15 protein-coding genes and 1 tRNA gene are annotated in these 21,699 nt (G+C 33.4%); 4 read left to right on the top strand and 12 right to left on the bottom strand.

Annotated elements, in window-relative coordinates:
• Positions 1–20 precede the first annotated feature (20 nt).
• The 7 genes from HSX10_RS04700 to HSX10_RS04670 form a co-directional block, all read right to left on the bottom strand.
• A complete protein-coding gene (locus tag HSX10_RS04700) occupies positions 21–1,079 on the bottom strand; it encodes a cytochrome c oxidase subunit II (protein WP_173587057.1) in 1,059 nt (352 codons plus the stop codon).
• 24 nt (positions 1,080–1,103) lie between these two features.
• A complete protein-coding gene (locus HSX10_RS04695) occupies positions 1,104–2,450 on the bottom strand; it encodes a quinol:cytochrome C oxidoreductase (protein ID WP_173587056.1) in 1,347 nt (448 codons plus the stop codon).
• 21 nt (positions 2,451–2,471) lie between these two features.
• The gene (locus tag HSX10_RS04690; protein ID WP_246293559.1) at positions 2,472–3,032 is read right to left on the bottom strand and encodes a c-type cytochrome; all 561 of its coding nucleotides are present in this window, start codon (positions 3,030–3,032) and stop codon (positions 2,472–2,474) included.
• A gap of 1 nt (position 3,033) precedes the next feature.
• Positions 3,034–3,573, bottom strand: coding sequence for a DUF3341 domain-containing protein (locus tag HSX10_RS04685; RefSeq protein WP_173587055.1), 540 nt, complete (start codon positions 3,571–3,573; stop codon positions 3,034–3,036).
• 8 nt (positions 3,574–3,581) lie between these two features.
• Positions 3,582–5,318, bottom strand: coding sequence for a helix-hairpin-helix domain-containing protein (locus HSX10_RS04680; RefSeq protein ID WP_173587054.1), 1,737 nt, complete (start codon positions 5,316–5,318; stop codon positions 3,582–3,584).
• Positions 5,319–5,345: 27 nt separating this feature from the next.
• On the bottom strand, positions 5,346–8,624 hold the full coding sequence (locus tag HSX10_RS04675; RefSeq protein WP_173587053.1) for a TAT-variant-translocated molybdopterin oxidoreductase: 3,279 nt from the start codon (positions 8,622–8,624) through the stop codon (positions 5,346–5,348).
• A 143-nt stretch (positions 8,625–8,767) separates the two neighbouring features.
• On the bottom strand, positions 8,768–10,060 hold the full coding sequence (locus HSX10_RS04670) for a c-type cytochrome (protein ID WP_173587392.1): 1,293 nt from the start codon (positions 10,058–10,060) through the stop codon (positions 8,768–8,770).
• A gap of 295 nt (positions 10,061–10,355) precedes the next feature.
• Between HSX10_RS04670 and HSX10_RS04665 the strand changes: the two genes are divergently transcribed.
• Positions 10,356–10,736 (top strand): SPOR domain-containing protein, encoded by a 381-nt coding sequence (locus HSX10_RS04665; protein ID WP_173587052.1) that lies wholly within the window; start codon positions 10,356–10,358, stop codon positions 10,734–10,736.
• Positions 10,737–10,810: 74 nt separating this feature from the next.
• On the opposite strand, the gene infB is transcribed toward HSX10_RS04665, so the two are convergent.
• The 3 genes from infB to rimP form a co-directional block, all read right to left on the bottom strand.
• On the bottom strand, positions 10,811–13,669 hold the full coding sequence (gene infB, locus HSX10_RS04660) for a translation initiation factor IF-2 (RefSeq protein ID WP_173587051.1): 2,859 nt from the start codon (positions 13,667–13,669) through the stop codon (positions 10,811–10,813).
• Positions 13,670–13,856: 187 nt separating this feature from the next.
• A complete protein-coding gene (nusA, locus tag HSX10_RS04655; RefSeq protein WP_173587050.1) occupies positions 13,857–15,089 on the bottom strand; it encodes a transcription termination factor NusA in 1,233 nt (410 codons plus the stop codon).
• Positions 15,090–15,101: 12 nt separating this feature from the next.
• Positions 15,102–15,566, bottom strand: a complete 465-nt coding sequence (rimP, locus tag HSX10_RS04650; RefSeq protein ID WP_173587049.1) for a ribosome assembly cofactor RimP — start codon at positions 15,564–15,566, stop codon at positions 15,102–15,104.
• A 158-nt stretch (positions 15,567–15,724) separates the two neighbouring features.
• Here rimP and HSX10_RS04645 point away from each other — a divergent pair, with 158 nt between their 5' ends.
• A complete protein-coding gene (locus HSX10_RS04645) occupies positions 15,725–16,549 on the top strand; it encodes a universal stress protein (protein ID WP_173587048.1) in 825 nt (274 codons plus the stop codon).
• Positions 16,550–16,593: 44 nt separating this feature from the next.
• On the opposite strand, the gene HSX10_RS04640 is transcribed toward HSX10_RS04645, so the two are convergent.
• Positions 16,594–16,666: transfer RNA gene (locus HSX10_RS04640), tRNA-Gln, on the bottom strand.
• A 151-nt stretch (positions 16,667–16,817) separates the two neighbouring features.
• On the opposite strand from HSX10_RS04640, the gene HSX10_RS04635 reads away from it, so the two are divergent.
• The gene (locus HSX10_RS04635; protein ID WP_173587047.1) at positions 16,818–20,228 is read left to right on the top strand and encodes a glycosyltransferase family 117 protein; all 3,411 of its coding nucleotides are present in this window, start codon (positions 16,818–16,820) and stop codon (positions 20,226–20,228) included.
• A 6-nt stretch (positions 20,229–20,234) separates the two neighbouring features.
• Positions 20,235–20,909 carry a polysaccharide deacetylase family protein gene (locus HSX10_RS04630; RefSeq protein WP_173587046.1) on the top strand — a complete coding sequence of 225 codons (675 nt, stop codon included), beginning with the start codon at positions 20,235–20,237 and terminating at the stop codon, positions 20,907–20,909.
• A gap of 447 nt (positions 20,910–21,356) precedes the next feature.
• Here the strand turns inward: HSX10_RS04630 and HSX10_RS04625 are convergent, their stop codons facing one another.
• On the bottom strand, positions 21,357–21,653 hold the full coding sequence (locus HSX10_RS04625) for a thioredoxin family protein (protein WP_173587045.1): 297 nt from the start codon (positions 21,651–21,653) through the stop codon (positions 21,357–21,359).
• Positions 21,654–21,699: the final 46 nt, after the last annotated feature.

Genomic DNA, 21,699 nt, shown 5'->3' with positions numbered 1-21,699 from the left:
TCTTTTTCTTAAAAGCTTAATTAATTTAATGAATTTGGGAATGTGGTTTGTTCTTTTAACCATGCATCAAATTCTTCTTGAGTCTCTACAATAATCTTCATCTGCATATTGTAGTGAGAAGTACCACAAATTTTATTACATAAAAGTAAGTAATCAAATTCGTATATTAATTCTTGACCTGATTCTTCAATTTCAGCTGCACGTTCACTTCTCAGTTCATTGATGTTTTTTACTTTATCAATCATCTCAGGTCTTTCACGCATATCTGCTGTAGTTACAGAAGGCGTAAATCCAAATTGAGTCACCATACCTGGTACACAATTCATTTGAGCTCTAAAATGAGGCATATATGCTGAGTGTAATACATCTTGAGATCTCATTTTAAATACCACTGGTTTCCCTACTGGTAAATGTAATTCAGATACAATAATGTCATCTTGAGCATTTGGGTCTTCTTCATCTACTCCTAAAATGTTAGCACGGTCAATATCAATTAATCTAACATTAGCTTTACCTAAAACATTATCGGCTCCACTGTAACGTGCTTTCCAGTTAAACTGCTGTGCATATAACTCAATAACCATAGGATCTTCATCTTCATCGATATTCATAATATCATTCCAAGTGAATAAACCATAGATTATTAAACCCGCTAAAACAATAACAGGAATAATAGTCCAAATAAACTCTAAAGTATTGTTATCAGCATAGAAAAATGCTTTTTTACCTTTTTCACCTTTATATTTAAAAGCAAAGTAGTGTAATAAAAACTGAGTTATAGTTTGTACTATAAAAATAACAACTAAAGAGATAATCATAAGATTATCTACTTTAGATCCATGTTCTGAAGCTGCATTTGATAATAAAGGCAAATCACCAATAAACCAAAAACATAAAATAGTAATTACGTAAACAAAAATTAAGAACGCAATCATTAAATAGCCATTGATCTTGTTATCCTTATCGTCTGCTACTTGTGTTTGTGTTGTACCAACTTGAGCAATGTCAAAAATCTTAACCATTTGCCATATAGCAACTGCTACAAAAAGTACAATTATAATCGTAAATAATGCTGTCATTATCTTTTCTTTTCTTGTTTAATATTAATAATGGAAATGTTCACTTTCTTTAACGAAAGGATTCCCTTTTGCTAATAATGGATATTTACCAAGCGAATTAAATACTATTAGTATAAATAATCCAGCGAAGAATAATATTGATCCAATTTCTGGGATTCCAATAAACCATCTATCTCCAACTGTTGCAGGCATAATCATATTGAATATATCCAAATAATGACCAAATAAGATCACTACACCAGCCATTACTACAAACCAAGGAATACGTTTGTAATCACTATTCATTAATAGTAATAAAGGGAATAAGAAATTTAATGCAACCATACCAAAGAATGGTAAGTTATAATCTTCTATACGTGTAACGAAGTATGTAACTTCTTCAGGAATGTTAGCATACCAAATTAACATAAATTGAGAAAACCATAAGTAAGTCCAGAAAATACTAATACCGAACATAAATTTAGCTAAATCATGAATATGGCTATCATTTACAAATTCTAATAATCCTTTAGATTTAAGGTATATTGTAATTAAAGCAATTACTGTAATACCACTTACAAACATACTTGCAAATACGTACCATCCAAATAAAGTACTAAACCAGTGTGGATCAACACTCATAATCCAATCCCAAGACATCATAGATTCTGTATAGATATAGAATACTAAAAATGCTGCAGAGATTCTAAAGTTCTTTTTAAAGTTGCTATTATCATTAATATCAGCAAGATCTTGTGCTACAGAAAACTTTCTTGAGAAATGACGATAAGTAGACCATCCTCCTAAGAAAATTAAACCTCTGATTAAAAACCAAGTTTTATTTAACCAACTCGATTTATTTTGAATTAACGCATCGTGTGCAACTACATTTTCATCCATCCAGATAAAAATATGACTATCCGCTACCCAAACAATTATCAATAAAATAAGTCCACCAGGTAATACATAAGAAGTAATACCTTCCATAACTCTAAAGAGTACAGGAGACCAACCAGCTTGTGCTGCATATTGAATAGCGTAAAAAGCTAAAACACCTAATGAAATCATAAAGAAAAAGAATGCTGCTACATATAAAGCTGCATATGGTCTATTATGAATTTGGTGTAAAACATGTTCTTCATGAGATAATTCATGACCTTCAACTTCTGCTTCAGCTCCATGTCCATGATCAGCTTCAACGTGATCTTCTTCTAAACCATGTGCTTCAGTAGCGTGTTCATCTCCATGATGACCTTCGTTTGCTATAAATTCAGCAATATTATCTTCATCAACACTATGTGAATCAATAAACCCATAACCAACACCTAAAGCTCCTAAAAACATTAATATGATAGCTACAATTCTTAATCGATTTGAAATTTTATATTCCATTATATAATCTTTATCTAAATCTTATTTTTCTAAATCAGCCTTAAGTTTCTCAACATAAGCAACAACTTGCCAACGTTCTTCTTCGTTCAATTGGTTAGCATAAGAACCCATTGTGTTTTTACCATAATAAATTGTATGATAAATACCACCTTCAGTAATTGCTCTACCAGCATCATCGTAACGAGGAACACCTAATATTTTTTCTCTTTGTACCAATTTACCTTTACCATCACCTTTATTACCATGACAAATACCACAGTAAATAGCAAATAAAGGACCTCCTTTTTCGTAATCAACTTGAGTTGAATCTAAAGGGCTTTTTAGGTTCTCTTTAGCATATAGGAAACCTTCGTTTGTGTTTTCAATTTCAAAAGGCATAAAATCACCTCTTGGTATTGATCCTTCAGCTGGTAATTGAGCTTCTACTCCATTTCCAAAAGCATCAGACTCTTGATAAGCTTCATAACCAACAGACTCATACATGTTAGGCATGTATTGGTAATTTCTACTAGAGTTATTTTGGCAAGATACAAGACCTACCAACATCCCTAATACTGCGATATACTTTGTGGCTATCTTCATATTAATGTGCATCTTCATCTTTATCTACAATATTTATCTCAACGGCACCTGTAGTTTTCAACAAGTTAGTTAATGATTCTTCGTTATTATGAACAGCTATTTCCATTAAAAAATGGTCATCTGTTGTTCTAGGATCAGGGTTTTCAGCATCTTTAAATGGCCATATTCTACTTCTCATATAAAAAGTGATTACCATTAAATGGGCTGCGAAAAACACTGTAAGTTCAAACATAATTGGTACAAACGCAGGTAAGTTTTCTAAAAAACTAAAACTTGGTTTTCCACCAATATCTTGTGGCCAATCTACAATCATTATATAGTTCATCATTGCCGATGCAACTGCTAAACCAACACAACCATATAAAAATGCTGTTATTGCTAAACGTGTTGGAGCTAATCCCATTGCCTTGTCTAGTCCGTGAACTGGAAAAGGTGTAAATACCTCTTCAATGTGATATTTTTCTGCCCTTACTGTTTTCACAGCTGACATTAATACATCATCATCGGTATAAATAGCATGAATTACTTTTGAAGCTTCCATATACTATATTAGTTGTTTAATAAGGTTTTTGCTTGTCCAGACCAATCATCACGTTCTGCTCTTCCTGGGAAAGAACCTGTAATTTCGTCTAACAAATCATATTCTTTTTTTGTCATTTTACTTACTTGTAAGTAAGTAAAGATACCTATATCATTAAGTACTTCTTCCATTTTTGGACCAATACCACTTATAACTTTTAAGTCATCAGCTTTTTGAGATGAAGCATCAAATTCACCAATACCTTTCAATAAATGATCTAATTGCTCTGTAGTATCTTTAACAGGCTTAGTAACTATTGTTTCATCACTAGTAATTTTAACATGAGAAGTTCTGACGTCAGAACCAGTTCCTGATAGTGACTCTCCATTTTCTCTCATACGTTTGTAACGCTCACCTGAAGACTTTAATATTGTTTTCACTTCCGCTTGTGCAATCACAGGGAATGTACGTGAGTATAATAGGAATAATACAAAGAAGAAACCTATTGTACCAATAAAAATTCCGATGTCTACAAATGTTGGTGAGAACATTGTCCATGATGATGGTAAGTAATCTCTGTGTAATGATGTTACAATAATCACGAAACGTTCAAACCACATACCTATGTTTACTACGATAGAAATAAAGAATGAGAACAAAATACTTGTTCTAAGTTTCTTGAACCACATAAATTGAGGTGAGAAAACATTAAAACTCATCATACACCAGTATGCCCACCAGTAAGGTCCAGTTGCTCTGTTTAAGAATGCAAACTGTTCGTATTCTACACCAGAATACCAAGCAATAAATAACTCTGTAATATATGCTACACCTACTATAGAACCTGTAAGCATAATTACAATGTTCATTAGCTCGATATGTTGTACTGTAATATAATCTTCAAGGTTACACACTTTTCTCATAATAATAAGAAGTGTATTTACCATTGCGAATCCTGAGAAGATTGCACCTGCAACGAAGTAAGGAGGGAAAATTGTTGTATGCCATCCTGGTACAATCGAAGTAGCGAAATCAAAAGATACAATAGTGTGTACAGAAAGTACTAAAGGTGTTGCTAAACCAGCAAGTACTAAAGATACTTCTTCAAAACGTTGCCAATCTTTAGCTCTACCTGACCAACCGAAACTTACTAAAGCATAAATTTTCTTTTGGAAAGGACGTACAGCTCTGTCTCTTAACATTGCAAAATCTGGTAATAAACCTGTCCACCAGAATACTAATGATACAGATAAATAAGTAGAAATTGCGAATACATCCCAAAGTAAAGGTGAGTTAAAGTTTACCCATAACGAACCAAATTGGTTTGGAATTGGTAATACCCAATATGCTAACCATGGACGACCCATGTGAATAATTGGGAACAAACCTGCTTGGAATACCGCAAAGATTGTCATTGCCTCTGCAGAACGGTTAATTGCCATTCTCCATTTTTGACGGAATAATAAAAGAACAGCTGAAATCAGTGTTCCTGCGTGACCAATACCAACCCACCAAACGAAGTTAGTAATATCCCACGCCCAGTTTACAGTCTTGTTAAGACCCCAAACTCCAATACCCGTAGATACGGTATAAATAATACAACCTATTCCCCAAAGGAATGCAACCAAAGCAATACTGAATACAATCCACCACGCTTTATTGGCTTTGCCTTCAACTGGTCTTGCGACATCGACAGTAACATCGTGATACGATTTTTCTCCTGTAACTAAAGGTCTTCTAATAGGTGCTTCGTAATGAGACGCCATAATTATATAATTGTTTCTTTAATTTATTTACGCTTTTGATGTATTTCTCACTTTTGTATGGTAAAATACGTTAGGTTTTGTTCCAACATATTCTAACAAGTGATACATACGATCATCTTCTTTTAACTCTGCAACTTTACTTTCTTTGTCATTGATATCACCAAATACCATAGCGCCGTTTCCACATGCTGCAGAACAAGCTGTTTGGAATTCTCCATCTTTAACAGGACGTCCATCACGTTTAGCATCAAGAATTGTTTTTTGTGTTTTTTGAATACACATAGAACATTTTTCCATCACACCACGAGATCTAACTACAACGTCTGGGTTTAATACCATACGACCTAAATCGTCATTCATGAAATAATCAAACTCGTCATTTTGGTTATATAAGAACCAGTTAAAACGACGTACTTTATAAGGACAGTTGTTAGCACAGTAACGTGTACCTACACAACGGTTATAAGCCATGTGGTTTTGACCTTGACGACCATGAGCTGTTGCAGCAACAGGACATACAGTTTCACAAGGTGCGTGATTACAATGCTGACACATTACAGGTTGAAATACAACCTGAGGATTATCATCTGGAGCTTCTAATCTAGAAAAAGTAGATAATGATCCATCACTCTCTCTATCACCAAACATATAATTACCTAATCCAAGACCATCTGTAGCTTCTTTTTCTTCAATATCTTCAGCAAAAGTATCTTGATGAGAATAATAACGGTCAATACGCAACCAGTGCATATCTCTACTTCGTCTCATTTCAGACTTACCAACTACAGGCACGTTGTTTTCTGCGTGACATGCTATAACACATGACCCACAACCTGTACAAGCATTTAAATCGATAGATAGGTTAAAGTGATGTCCTACTGAACGATCAAATTCATCCCATAAATCTACATCTGGAGATGTAACAGGAGTTTCTATATGATTAAGAGACACTTCTGGAATTGCATTCCAATGTTTCTTATCTTTAGTATTGAATATCTCTAAGCTAGTTTCTTTTATGATATCTCCACGTCCCATTAAAGTATTATGCAACTGTACACAAGCAAATTCATGCTCACCAGTAGCTTTCTCAATAGTAACGTTTTGTACAGAATTGAAATTTTGGTATAACGGATATGCGTTAACACCTGTTTTCATTTCCTCTTTTAGAGCATTAGATGTTCTACCAAAACCAAATGATAAACCAGCAGAACCTTTAGCTTGTCCTGGTTGAATAAGTACTGGTACTGTAATTGCTTCAGCTCCTTTTACAGAAATCTTAGCATAACTACCATTTAATCCTCCATTAGCAACATTCCAATTTTCTAATCCTAATTTTTCAGCATCTGCTTGAGAAACTGTTAAATAATTATCCCAAGTTGTTCTTGTGATAGGATCAGGAAATTCTTGTAACCAAGGGTTGTTAGCTTGTTGACCATCACCCATACCTGTTTTGGTATAAAGTGATAATTCAAAACCACCTTCTTTAACTGAAGCTGCTAACGCTCTTGCTGCAGCTCCTCCTGTTAAAACAGAAGCTACATCTACACTACCAACCGTAGTTGATGATGTTGAAGTAACATATTGGTCTTTATCTTGATCTTTGATTCCAACACCTACAGCAACGTCATGAATGACACCACCTAAAAATGTTCGATCTTTTTTATCTTGTAATTCCGTTGTAGACGTTGTTGTCGTAGTTGATCCATTAGAACCAAATCCATTTGAACCCGTTACAAAAACACCATCTTGAATTGCTTTATTAAATGAAGCACCATTTAAAACACTTTGAGTCCATACAGATTTTAAATAATCTCTGTAAGAACCAGAAGTATTTGTCCAACTCATTAATACTTCTTGGAATTGCTTAGTATCAAATAATGGACGAATCGTAGGCTGCATCATTGAATAATGACCCGTTTTGATTTCGATATCTCCCCAAGATTCTAAATAATGAGGCGCAGCTGCTATATACTGACAATTAGTTGACGTTTCATCTTGCTTCATTGAGAAAGCAATAGATAAATCTGTCTTAGCTAATCCTTCTTTAAAATCAGCAGCATTTGGTAAAGTATATAATGGATTAACACCATTCATAATAATCGCTCCTACTTTACCAGCCTTCATATCGGCTACTAATTGAGAAACTGCTTTATCGTTACCTTGTCTTGTCTTAATTGTTGTTTTAGGATCAAAAGCTTTACTTTTTAAATGCTCATTAATCTCTAAAACTGTAGTTTGTGCATTTACATCTTGAATACCTGTAAGCACAACTGCATTGCTACCTGCTAAACTTAACTCTTTAGCAGCAGCTTTAACCGCTGTATCTAAAGCTTCAGGTAGAGCGCCTGGTAAAGCAACACCAGTAACATAACTATATAATTTAGCTAATACTAATTTTTGTTGACTAGGTGTTAATGGCACACGTTTATCAGCATTGGCACCAGCAAGTGACATGTTAGATTCAAACTGAATATGTCTAGACATTTTACCATTTGCAGGCACACGCTTTTTAGCATAATCAGACTCAAATCCACCACCTTGCCAATCCCCTAAGAAATCAGCTCCGATAGAAACAATAGTCATTGCTTTAGAGAAATCGTAATTAGCCATTCCTCTAGAACCGTATTTGGCTTGATAAGCATCTAATGTTGCAGATTCTGAAACAGCATCATAAGCCACATGACTTACATTACCATATTTAGATTTAAATTCTGCAATTAATTTATTTGTTGAAGGACTAGGCATTGATTGTGTTAAAAGAACAATCGCTTTACCATTAAGTCCATTTAATTTCGAAGTCGTTTCAGACATGAAAGTGTCCCAAGAAATCTTAGACTCACCTTTCATTGGTGATTTAACCCTTAGACTATCATACAATCCTAAAACTGAAGCATTAACTCTAGCGTTTGCTGTTCCGTTTGTAGCAGCATCCGTGTTGTTTTCAATTTTAATTGGTCGCCCTTCTCTAGTCTTTACTAAAACACTAGCAAAATCAAAACCATCTGCAATAGTAGTTGCATAATAATTAGCAACACCAGGAATAATCTCTGTTGGTTGAACTATATAAGGTATTGATTTGATCACCGGTCCTTCACATGCTGCTAAAGAAGCTGCTGCTGTACTGAAACCAACGTATTTTAAGAAATCACGACGCGATGTAGACGAAGACTCTAAAGACTCTTTATCTCCTAAAAATTCGTCTGTAGGAATCTCTTCCACAAATTCATTCTGTTGAAGCGCCTCAACAATAGAGCTATTTTCGTTTAGCTCTTCAACACTTTTCCAGTATTTCTTGTTTGATGACATAGTGTTTATTTATAATTTTCGATTTGTGAATTAAGATTTACAGTTATTAAACTTAAACCCATTCAATCTAAATATTTAATTTTTAAACTTTTATTTTCTCTTTTTAAGTGATTCTCACTTTACAGAGATAATCACTTAATGTATTAGTAATGACACTTACCACATTCTAAACCACCCATCTGTGCTACCGTTAATTGGTCAACACCATATTTTTTAGATAGTTGTTCGTGAATTTTAGTATAATACTCGTTATCCTTAACCTTTACATTAGTTTCTCTGTGACAGTTAATACACCATCCCATTGTTAAAGGAGCATTTTGATACATAACTTCCATTTCCTCTACAGGACCATGACAAGTTTGACATTCGATACCTCCAACTGAAACGTGTTGCGAGTGATTAAAGTAAGCAAAATCTGGTAAATTATGAATACGAATCCATTTAACTGGTTTGGACTCGCCAGTATATCCTGTTCCATCCCAACCTACAGCTTCATATAATTTCTGAATTTCAGAATTATAATCAACACCATACTCATTACCTTCAGCTAAAGTTTCTGGTGCCACTTCAGATATTGATTTATGACAATTCATACAAACATTTAAAGAAGGAATACCTGATGTCTTACTAACTCTTGCAGATGAGTGACAATATTTACAATCAATACCGTTATCACCAGCATGTATTCTATGTGAATAATGAATTGGCTGAACAGGTTCGTAACCTTGATCTACACCAACCTGCATTAAATATCCATAAACAAAATATCCACTTGCTAATAAAAAGACAATTGTAGTTACTAAAACTAAGAATTGATTTTGAGCAAAAGCTTTCCATAATGGTGTTCTTTTCTCTTTCTCAGTTACAACACTAATACCCTTAACTTCCGCAAAACGATTTAATGTACGATTCACTATAACTAAAGCCATAGCTAATAAAGCAAACAACAAAGCAAGAGCCCCAAGAATTAAATCATTAGAGACACCTCCTTGCTGTGCAGCTTGACCATCACCTGCTGTTTTTTCAACAACTACTGGTTCTGGTTTAGGAGCAGCGGTATAAGCTAAGATATCTGAAATATCTTGATCACTTAATTGAGGAAATGGAGTCATTTGTGTTCCGTTGTGCTCATTGTATACTTTGTTAGCATAAGCATCACCAGATTTAACTAACGCAGAACTATTTCTAATCCATGACGACAACCACACTCGGTCTAAACCTTCATCATCAGAAAGTCTTGTTTCAACATTTCTTAAAGCAGGCCCGGTCATAGGTGCATCTAATTTATGACAAGCAGCACAATTTGAATTAAAAAGTGACTTCCCATTAACTGGATCACCTTCTTGAGCCATAAGAGAGGTTGAAAACGTAAGCAATAGAAAAAGACAAAGACGAGACATCTTTGAGGTTAAACTACAGTAAATCACCTGTTTCATATTATAATTTGGATTATCTTCTAAACTTTGGTACGATTTTTTCATTAAAAATGAAAAATGTTATTTGTAAAAAACTCTCGCAAAAGTAACATTTAAAGTGAGTATTGAAAATCTAAGTGAGCTGTTAACAGCTAATTTATACCAATTCTAAATAAAGTGTTTTAAAATTTTAGCTAAGAATATTCGTTAGATATATCGATTACCTGAAATGCAATTAATTACAAATTAAATGAGTTTTAAAAAAAATTATTTATGTTAATTCGAATACTATACCTTTGTAAAATAATTATACCCTATGAAATTAAAAAGTAAATCTATAGCAACATTAATTACAGGCTTTGGTCTTTGTCTAGCATTAAATGCCCAACAAGGTGTAGTAAATGTAAGTCAAGATAGTGATATTGATAAATTACTAGCTTATAAGAAAGACACAAAAACAACTAAGGTTTATAAAATACAAGTCTATCAAGATGTAGATATTGATAAAGCCCGACGTGAGAAATCAAACTTCTTAAATCAATACAATGAGTGGCCGGTAGAAATAGTTTGGAACACGCCTAATTATAAGGTTTGGGTTGGTAACTTTTCTAAACGTTTAGAAGCTGACCGTGCATGGGCTAAAATTAAAGAGAAATACATGTATGCTATTATCTTTCAACCTAAGAGTGACGATTAAATTATTAGCTCATTAAAGACCATAAAAAAACCGACAATTACTTGTCGGTTTTTTTTATTTATAAGAAGTTGATATTACTTCAACTTTTTCTTTACTTCTACTTCTTGGAATGCTTCTATAACATCACCTTCTTGGATATCGTTATAGCCTTTAATTTGCATACCACAATCGTATCCTTTAGCGACTTCTCTTACATCATCTTTAAATCGTTTTAAAGCTTCTAGAGTTCCCATATGAACAACGACACCATCTCTAATAATTCTAATACCAGAATTTCTAAAGATTTTACCATTCATTACCATACAACCTGCAATGTTACCAACTTTAGATACTTTAAATATTTCTCTAATTTCAGCAGTACCCGTAATCTCTTCTTTAACTTCAGGAGATAACATACCTTCCATTGCATCTTTAAGATCATTAATCGCTGCATAAATAATAGAATAAGTTCTGATATCAATTTCTTCTTTATCAGCAATCATTCTTGCATTACCTACAGGACGAACATTAAATCCGACAATAATAGCATCTGAAGCCGTTGCTAATAACACATCACTTTCTGTAATGGCACCAACGCCTTTATGTATAATATTAACTTGAATTTCTTCAGTTGATAATTTCTGGAATGAATCTGTTAACGCTTCAACAGAACCATCAACATCACCTTTAAGAATTATATTCAATTCTTGGAAATCACCAAGAGCAATACGTCTTCCAATTTCATCAAGTGTAATATGACGTTGAGTTCTTACAGACTGCTCACGTTGTAATTGTGCACGTTTCGTTGCAATTTGTTTCGCTTCACGCTCATCTGCAAAGACATTAAACTTATCACCTGCTTGAGGTGCTCCGTCTAAACCTAATATTGATACAGGAGTTGCAGGACCAGCTTCTTTTACATCTTGTCCTCGCTCATCTTGCATAGCTTTTACTTTACCACTGTTCTTACCAGCTAAAACGTAATCACCAACTTTTAATGTACCAGCTTGTACTAAAATTGTTGATACATAACCTCTACCTTTATCTAAGTAAGCTTCAACTACTGTTCCGCTTGCTGCTTTATTAGGGTTGGCTTTTAATTCTAAAAGTTCTGCTTCTAATAATACTTTTTCAAGTAAATCTTTAACACCTGTTCCTTTTTTAGCAGAGATATCATGAGATTGAATTTTACCACCCCAATCTTCTACTAATAAATTCATTTGTGCCAATTGCTCTTTTACCTTTTCTGGGTTAGCATCTGGCTTATCAATTTTGTTAATTGCAAATACGATTGGTACTCCTGCAGCTTGTGCATGAGAAATCGCTTCTTTTGTTTGAGGCATTATAGCATCATCCGCAGCAACAACAATAATTGCAATATCTGTAACTTGAGCACCACGAGCACGCATCGCTGTAAAGGCTTCGTGACCTGGTGTATCTAAGAATGCTATTTTTTGACCACTCTCTAATTGTACACCATAAGCACCAATGTGCTGTGTAATACCTCCAGATTCACCTGCAATAACATTTTCTTTACGTATATAATCTAATAAAGATGTTTTACCATGATCTACGTGACCCATTACGGTTACAATAGGAGCTCTTTCGATTAAATCTTTTGGATCGTCTTCTACAACCACAATTGATTCTTCAATATCTGCTTTGATAAATTCTACATCAAAACCAAATTCTTCAGCAACAATAGTTAAAGTTTCAGCATCTAATCTTTGGTTCATGGTAACCATCATACCTAAAGACATACATGCAGAAATCACTTGCGTAACTCCAACTTCCATCATCGTAGCCATTTCACTTACTGTAACAAATTCAGTAACCTTAATGGTTTTACTTTCTGCAGCTGCAATTTCTTGATCAATTTCTGTTTGTTGACGGTGATGATCTCTTTTATCTCTACGATATTTTGCTCCTTTACCTTTATTAGACTTCCCTTGAAGTTTTTCTAAAGTTTCACGGATCTGTTTTTGAACATCCTCTTCAGTTGGTTCTGTCTTAACCACTTTAGGTCTTGCAGCATTACCACCTCTTCCTTTAGGTCCACCACCTCTTCTATTATCGAATTTAGGCTTATTGTTAGTTGTTGTAGTGTCACCTGTTTTACTAATTCTACGTCTTTTACGTTTATTAGCATCACCTGGTTTAGCTGTTTCAACTTTTTTCTTCTTCGGTTTATTAAATTGAGATAAATCAATTTTTTTACCTGTTGTAGTTGGACCTGAAAGTTTTTGATATTTAGTCTTTATCGTTTCTTCTACAGGTTCAGTTGGAGTTGAAGGTTTATCTTCCTTCTTAGCAACAACTCTTGGTTCTGGTCTTGCAGATTGCGCAACTTTATCAAGATTAGTTACTCTTGGTTTAGGCTTAACCTCTTCTACCTTTTCTTTCTTCTCTACTTTTGGCTCAACCTTTTCTACCTTAGCAACCTCCTCTGCTTTAGGAGTCTCTTTTGGTTTTTCTGGTTCTTTAGCCTCAACCTTAGGAACCTCAGCTTTTACCTCTGGTATTTCTACTTTCGGTGTTTCCGCTTTTGGAGTTTCCTTAACTTCTGGAGTTTTAGGAGCTTCTTCCTTTACAGTTTTAGACTTATTATCTAAGTCTATTTTACCAACTTGCTTAGGACCACTTAACTCAGCTTTAGCTTTAACCACTGCATCTCTTTCAGCCTTTTGCTTTTGCTTTTCCTCAATTTCGCGTTCTCTTTGTTCGCGAAGCTCTTCTTTTTCCTTAAGTTTAGCTTCACTTACTTCTTGAGCTTTTTCACGCTTAGATGCATCTGTCTGAAATTCACCAGAAAGCGTGTTATAAACCTCTTGCGAAATTTTAGTATTAGGACTTTTCTCAATTTCCACACCTTTGGATTCTAAAAAATCCACTGCGCGATCTATTGAGATATTCAGTTCTCTTAATACTTTATTTAATCTTGTTGTTTGAGCCATAAATTGCCTGTAAAATACTTAAATATATTATATACTAATTATATATAAAAAAGTTAATAAAATATTTTTTGCTTTTGTAAAAGTAAAAAACATCATTTTATTAAAAGTCAATTATAAATAAAAATTAGTATGGTACCAATGCAATTTCAAAATGTATTGACTAAATCATTTCAAAATTACGCTGATATTATTCTTCAAATTCTTCTCTTAGAATCCTTAAGACATCTAAGATTGTTTCTTCTTCTAAATCTGTACGCTTCACTAAATCCTTAACATCTTGTTCTAAGATACTTTTTGCTGTATCTAATCCTGCCTTGCTAAATTCAGAGATTACCCAGCCTTCAATTTCATCAGAGAATTCTTTTAATTCTACATCTTCTTCTGCACCTTCTCTAAAGACATCAATTTCGTAACCTGTTAATTGACCTGCTAAACGTATATTGTGACCTCCTCTACCAATCGCTTTAGAAACCTCTTCTGGTTTCAATAAAACCTCAGCTCTCATGTTTTCTTCATCTAATTTAAGAGAAGTTACTCTTGCTGGGCTTAATGCTCTTGTTACAAAAAGTTGAACATTATTTGTGTAATTAATTACATCGATATTTTCGTTTCCTAACTCACGTACTATACCATGAATTCTAGAACCTTTCATACCAACACAAGCTCCAACTGGGTCAATTCTGTCGTCATAAGAATCTACTGCAACTTTTGCTTTTTCACCAGGGATACGCACAACTTTTTTAACGGTGATTAAACCATCAAAAACTTCTGGAATTTCCTGTTCAAATAATTTTTCTAAAAACAATGGTGATGTTCTAGACATCACAATTGCTGGTTTACTTCCTTTTAATTCAACACTTTCAATAATTCCTCTTACATTTTCTCCTTTTCTGAAAAAATCTGAAGGTATCTGTTTGTCTTTTGGAAGTATAATTTCATTTCCTTCATCATCTAACAAAATAATTGCTCTATGACGAATGTGGTGAACTTCTGCTGTATATATTTCGCCTTCTAATTCCTTAAATTGCTTGTATATATTTGTATTATCATGTTCATGAATCTTAGAAATTAAGTTTTGTCTCAATGCTAAGATAGAACGTCTACCTAAATCAATCAACTTCACTTCTTCGGCAACATCTTCACCAACTTCAAAGTCAGGCTCTATTTTCTGAGCTTCTGATAATTCAATTTCTTGGTTAGGCTCTTCAACTTCTCCATCTGAAACAACGATACGGTTTCTCCAAATCTCTAAATCCCCTTTATCTGGATTTATAATAATATCAAAATTATCGTCATCACCATACTTCTTCTTCAATGCATTACGTAATACATCTTCAAGAATTGCCATTAGCGTAACTCTATCTATTGATTTGTCGTCTTTGAATTCTGAAAATGAATCAATTAACGCTATATTCTCCATGATTGATATGAATTAAAATTTTATTTTAACTTTTGCTTCTTTAATATTGTTGAAAGCAACCACTACTGTTTTTGTAACTGTTACTTTCCCTTTCCCAATGGGCTTAGGCTCTCTTGCCTTCCAACTTAAAACCACGTTATCATCATTTACTTCGGTAAGTTCACCTTCTAAATTTTGATTATCGATAGTTTTAATCTCTAAATTTCTACCAACATGCTTATCATATTGTCTTGGCAAAATTAATGGACTTGCAGCACCAGAAGAAAGTACTTCTAAAGAAAAATCGTGTTCTTCTCTATCTATATTATTCTCAATAGCTCTGCTAATAAACATACAGTCCTCTACTAACACACCATTATCACCGTCTATTACAATTTTTACAGCATTATCTGCTGAGTAAGAAAAGTCTATTAAGAACAAATCCTCTCTCTCATCTAACGCACTTTGTAATAAGTCTTCTACTATTTTCTTTAACATTTCTTAATATAAAAAGAGAGGACTTTTCGTCCTCTCGCTTATTTATTTTAGTAAATAACGGTGCAAATATACGATATTATATTCACTTACCCAAGCGATATAATATTCATTTATTTTATTAACTTTAAAGAGACTAAGTAAACTAAAACACAACAACTATGAAAAGAATACTCGTACCGACTGATTTTTCAGTGCAAGCGGAAAACGCATTAAAAGTTGCCGCTATGATTGCAAAAATGAACGATGCAGAAATTTATTTACTGCATATGATGGAAATTCCGATGCAACAAACAGACCCCGGAAAAGCCAAAAGCATAATTCCTGAAACTTTATTTTTTATGAATTTAGCGCGTAAAAAATTTGAAACCATCAAAAATCAAGATTATTTAAAAGGTATTAAAGTACACGAAACCGTAAAAGAAGATATTACTTTTAATGAAGTAAAAGATTCTTGTGATGAATTTAATATCGACTTAATTGTCATGGGCTCGCACGGCACCTCAGAAATTATGGACATGTTTGTAGGATCTAATACAGAAAAAGTAGTTCGTTCTTCCGAAACACCTGTTCTAGTAATAAAAAATGAACATCAAAACTTTAATGTATCTGATTTTATATTTGCATCAGATTTTCAAAACGACAATAAAGAAACCTACAAACAAGCTGTAAAATTCGCAGAGATATTTAATGCGAAAATCCACCTATTACTCGTTATTACACCAAATAGCTTTATGACAACATATGAAGCAAAATCAAGAATCACCAACTTTATATATAGTCAATCATTTAAAAACTACAGCACAACCATACACAATGATTTCTCCGTTGAACAAGGTATACTAAACGTTTCTAAAGACATAAATGCTGACCTTATTGGTATTAGCACACACGGAAGACAAGGTATAGCACATTTTTTTAATAGCAGCATCAGTGAAGACATCGTAAATAACGCTAACAGACCTGTAATTACCTTTAAGATATAAACCAAAAAAATTCCTAATCAGTGCTGATTAGGAATTAATTTTTGTTGGCCCACTAGGTTTCGAACCTAGACTCTTCTGTACCAAAAACAGATGTGTTGCCAGTTACACCATGGGCCAATCTCTTATTTGAGGGTGCAAATTTAATACAAACTTTTAGTTTGACAAAATAAAAATTGATTTTTTTTCAAAAAACTTAACGTTAACTTAAAAACGTCATGTTTTAGCTAATAATTAGTAAATTCGCCAGCATTATTAAGCAAGGTTTTTCATGACAGATTTTAACTTTAAAAAGTGGAACAACATCTTAGGATGGATTGTTTTTGCCGTAGCATGCGTCGTATATGCACTTACTATAGAACCAACCGTTAGTTTTTGGGATGCTGGTGAATATATTTTAACCTCTTCTAAATTACAAGTAGGGCATCCACCAGGAGCACCATTGTTTCAAATGTTTGGTGCGTTTTTCTCTATGTTTGCTTTAGAACCTTCTCAAATTGGGATGATTATGAACATGATGAGTGGTGTTGCAAGTGCATTTACCATTCTTTTTATGTTTTGGACTATAACTTTACTACTTGTAAAGCTTACCAAATACAATGAAGATAAAGATACAAGTAAAGCCTATGCTATTTTAGGAAGTGCTTTAGTAGGAAGTTTAGCTTTTACATTTACAGACTCTTTTTGGTTTAATGCTGTAGAAACTGAAGTTTATGCCATGGCGACTTTAATAATGGCTGTTTTATTTTATTTAGGTCTGCGTTGGGAACAAGATATGAATAAGCCTCGTGGTAACCGTTGGCTTATATTAATTTCTTTTGTAATTGGATTATCTTTCGGTGTTCACTTTATGGGATTATTAACGATCCCTGCAATTGGCTTACTTTACTATTTTAAGAATTACAAGACTATAACTGTTAAGAATTTTATTATTGCAAATATTGCTTCTGCAGCAATTTTGCTTTTTATATTTAAATTTTTACTTCCTTCAGCATTAAAACTCTTTGGTTACTTAGAAGTGTTTTTCGTAAATTCTATTGGATTGCCATTTAATTCTGGCACTATTATCACAGGTATTATGGTAATAGCCTTGTTTTATTTCGGATTAAATTATACCATAAAAAAAGGCTTCAAACATGCCAATACATTAGTACTTTGCTTAATGTTTATATTTATTGGTTTCTCTTCTTGGATGATGTTACCTATACGTGCTAATGCTAATGTGGTTATTAATGAAAATAATCCTTCAGATGCACGAGAGTTATTAGCTTATTATAACTTAGAACAATATCCTGAAACACATTTATTCTACGGACCATTTTTCACAGAAGCTTATTCTGGTGCAGATAAAGACGAACCGTTTATAGACGACAAAAAGAATTACGAGCGTGATGATGAAGCAGGGAAATATGTCATTATTAACGATTGGGAAAAAAGTAAGCAAAACTACAATCACGAGCACGCTGCTATTTTACCTAGAATGTGGAGTTCTGAACATGCAGAAAACTACATGATGTTTACAGGTTTGATTGACTTTAAGGTTGACCCTACCATACAAACAAATGCCTATAATGAAGCTATGAACGCTGGTTTATCAGAAGAACAATCAAGTCAGTATGCGTTAGGTGAAAAACAACAAATTGACCAACTTGTTAATGACTTTAGAATGCGAGTTGCCAATGGCGAAATTGACTATGAAGGTTACAATCAGTTTTTAAAACGTTATGGTCAACAGTATTTAATTATTGAGAAACCATCCTTTGCGGATAACATTGTTTACATGTTTCAATATCAATTTGGCTACATGTATTGGCGTTATTTTATGTGGAATTTCACAGGACGTCAAGACGATATACAAGGTAGATACACCTATAAAAACGGTAACTGGATTTCTGGAATATCTTCTATTGATGAATTACATTTAGGAATATCTCAAGATAATTTACCTACTGATGTTACTGAAAACAAATCTAGAAATACTTATTATTTCTTACCTTTATTATTAGGACTAGCAGGTTTCTTTTTCTTAATGCAATCAGACTTAAAACGTTTTTGGGTATTATTAGTCTTCTTTTTACTGACTGGTATTGCTATACAATTCTACACCAATGTAAGGCCTTTTGAGCCAAGGGAACGCGATTACTCTGTTGTAGGTTCGTTCTATGTCTTTGCCATTTGGATTGGCTTTGGTGTTTATGCCATTTACGATCTTTTAAAGAAGACTATTAAAACAAAATTACTTGCTCCTGCCCTTACTTTAGTTTGCTTAATTATTGTCCCTGGAGTTTTAGCTGCAAATAACTGGGATGATCATGATCGTTCTGGTAAATACACTACAAACTCAATGGCTCGTAAATATTTGGAGTCTTGCGCACCAAATGCAATATTATTTACCATTGGAGATAATGATACTTTCCCATTATGGTATTTACAAGAAATTGAAGGTGTACGTACGGATGTTAGAGTGGTTAATACAAGTTTATTTCAAACAGATTGGTATATCGATCAAATGAAACGTAAAGCTTACGATAGTGACCCTATCCCTTCACAATTAACACACAACCAATATCGTGGTGAAGCTAGAGATGTTATTGCGTATAAAGAAATCAGTGCAAAAATTGCTAAAGACACCTTAGACATTAGACAGTTTATGGACTTTGTGGCAAGTGAAAAACCAAATACTAAGGTTAAGTTCGCTGTTGAAGCTCAAGGAGACGACCCTAGTCGCTACCCTAAACACTTATTAAATTCTAACTATTATCCAACACGTAATATTAGTATTCCTGTAAATAAGGAAACCGTTCTTAAGAACGGAATTGTAAAAGCAAAAGATGCAGATAAAATTGTAGGTAACCTTTACACACAAGTTAGCGGTAGCTACATCTACAAAAACCGTCTTTTAATGTTAGATATATTAGCTAACAATAATTGGGAACGCCCTATTTATTTTACAGGAGGTGCTTTTGGAGCTGAAGATTACGTTTGGTTAAAAGATTACTTACAGCTTGATGGAATGTGTTACAAACTTGTTCCTATTAAAACATCGGTTGACAAAGCGAATCCATATGATATGGGACGTGTAGATCCAGATCTTATGTACGATATGGTGAAGAACTGGAAATGGGGAGGTAGTGGTGAAGACATTTACTACGATATTGAAACCAGAAGAAATGGTATAACTTATAGAGGTAATTTAGCACGATTAATAGAACAGTTAATTAATGATAACGAACTAGATAAGGCTGAAGAAATTGCAGACATTGCAATGGAAAAAATGCCTGTTGATAAATTTGGTTTTTACTCGTTACTTGAACCTTATGTAAGTGCTTATTACGAAATAGGAAACATAGAAAAAGGACGTGCACTGTATAAAGATGTAGCTAAAAAATACCAAGAAAATCTGGTTTATTATAGTGGACTTTCAATAGAAAATCAAGATCAATTAGTTGGTGAAGATATCTATATGGATATACAACGCTACAGATCATTAATTGACATTCTTGTTATTTATAATGACAAAGAGTTTGCGCTTCAGGAAACGAAAACTTTTAATAGTTATCTAAGTTTATTTGATGAACTGATGAACCGTTACAGTGAAGACACATTACCAGAAGCACCAAATGATATTGATATTATGGAATCAATTAAAGATACCATTGACAAAATTGCGCCTGAAAATTAGAATAGCATGAAGATTATTCCAGTTAAAATACCCAACATTGTAAAAACATTGTTACCTAATTTTACCTGGAATATCAACACGCTTCATAAAGAACTCTATTTAACTTTTGATGACGGCCCAACTCCTGAAATTACAGACTGGGTACTTTCTCAATTAAAAACATACAAGGCAAAGGCCACCTTCTTTTGTATAGGAAATAATATAGAAAAGCATCCTGATATTTTTCAGAAGGTTATAAAAGAGGGTCATAGCGTTGGAAACCACACTTACAATCATTTAAAAGGTTGGAAAAGTAAAACGGAACATTACCTAGAAGATGTTGAAAAAACACAACTTTTAATCAACTCTAACAAAGCTAAAATTGTAATTAATAAATTAGAATCTAATCCTTCTAATTTAAAATTATTTAGACCTCCTTACGGAAAGTTCAAGCCAAAGCAAAGTAAACAGATTAGGAAATTAGGCTATAAAATTGTTTTATGGGAAGTCTTACCCTTCGATTGGGACAAATCTGTTTCCGAAGAAACCTGTCTTAAAAACATTACTTCAACAGCAAAACAAGGCAGCATTATTGTTTTACATGATAGCGTTAAAGCTTCACGAAATTTAAAATATGTACTCCCAAGGGTTTTGGAGTATTATAGTAAGAGAGGGTATTGTTTCAAAGCTATTACCTCTTAAAAGACTTAAGGTTAAGCAGGAAAACAGCAGTTCTCCTAAAAGAAATCAGTCAACATTTCTACAAAATTCGACTTTTTAAATTATGATTTACTTTGTGATTTGTATTTAAATTAAGTCATTAGAGTATTAACCTATGTTTAATACAAACCATACACTATGCATACACTAACCATATAACATCTATAGTTTATCTGTTAACCATTTATTGATCTGGTTTAAAACAGCTATACTGGTTATTAAATAAATGATATTATTTTATTGGATTCCTGCTTTCGCAAGAATGACAAAAGTGCGGAGTTTCTCTTTTGATAGGAATAAGTGTCTGGAGTTTTTTAATTGTTTTTCATTTAGCAAAAAAAGAGGATTTATTTATGACTAGAAACCGCTTGGAGGGAAGGGGCTCTTTTAATGTGGACTCATGATTTCTCAGGAATGATAAAGTGCTATTTAGATATATTCTTGAATAACATCTATTATAGCATTCGCATTTTGAACACCACTATGCCTCCATTTCATTTCTCCATCTTTATATATAACTAGAGTAGGCAAGTTTTTAACACGAAGTGCTTCAGTAAGTTCCATGTTTTTATTAATATCAATTTTAATGACTCTAACTTTATCTCCTAATACAGCCGCCACATCTCTAAGTATAGGATGCATAGCTGAAGATTCAACATTCCCTTCCGTGTAAAAGTCTAAAAGAACAGGAATTTGACCATCTATTAATTCTCCAAATTTCGACATACGTTATGGTTTTAGTTAAATTGATACTGTAGACTGAGCTTAATAA

The sequence above is a fragment of the Winogradskyella undariae genome (assembly GCF_013285155.1).
Taxonomy (GTDB): Bacteria; Bacteroidota; Bacteroidia; order Flavobacteriales; family Flavobacteriaceae; genus Winogradskyella; species Winogradskyella undariae.
The sequence above is the reverse complement of the archived record's forward strand: the minus strand, read 5'-3'. Positions and strand labels throughout refer to the sequence as shown.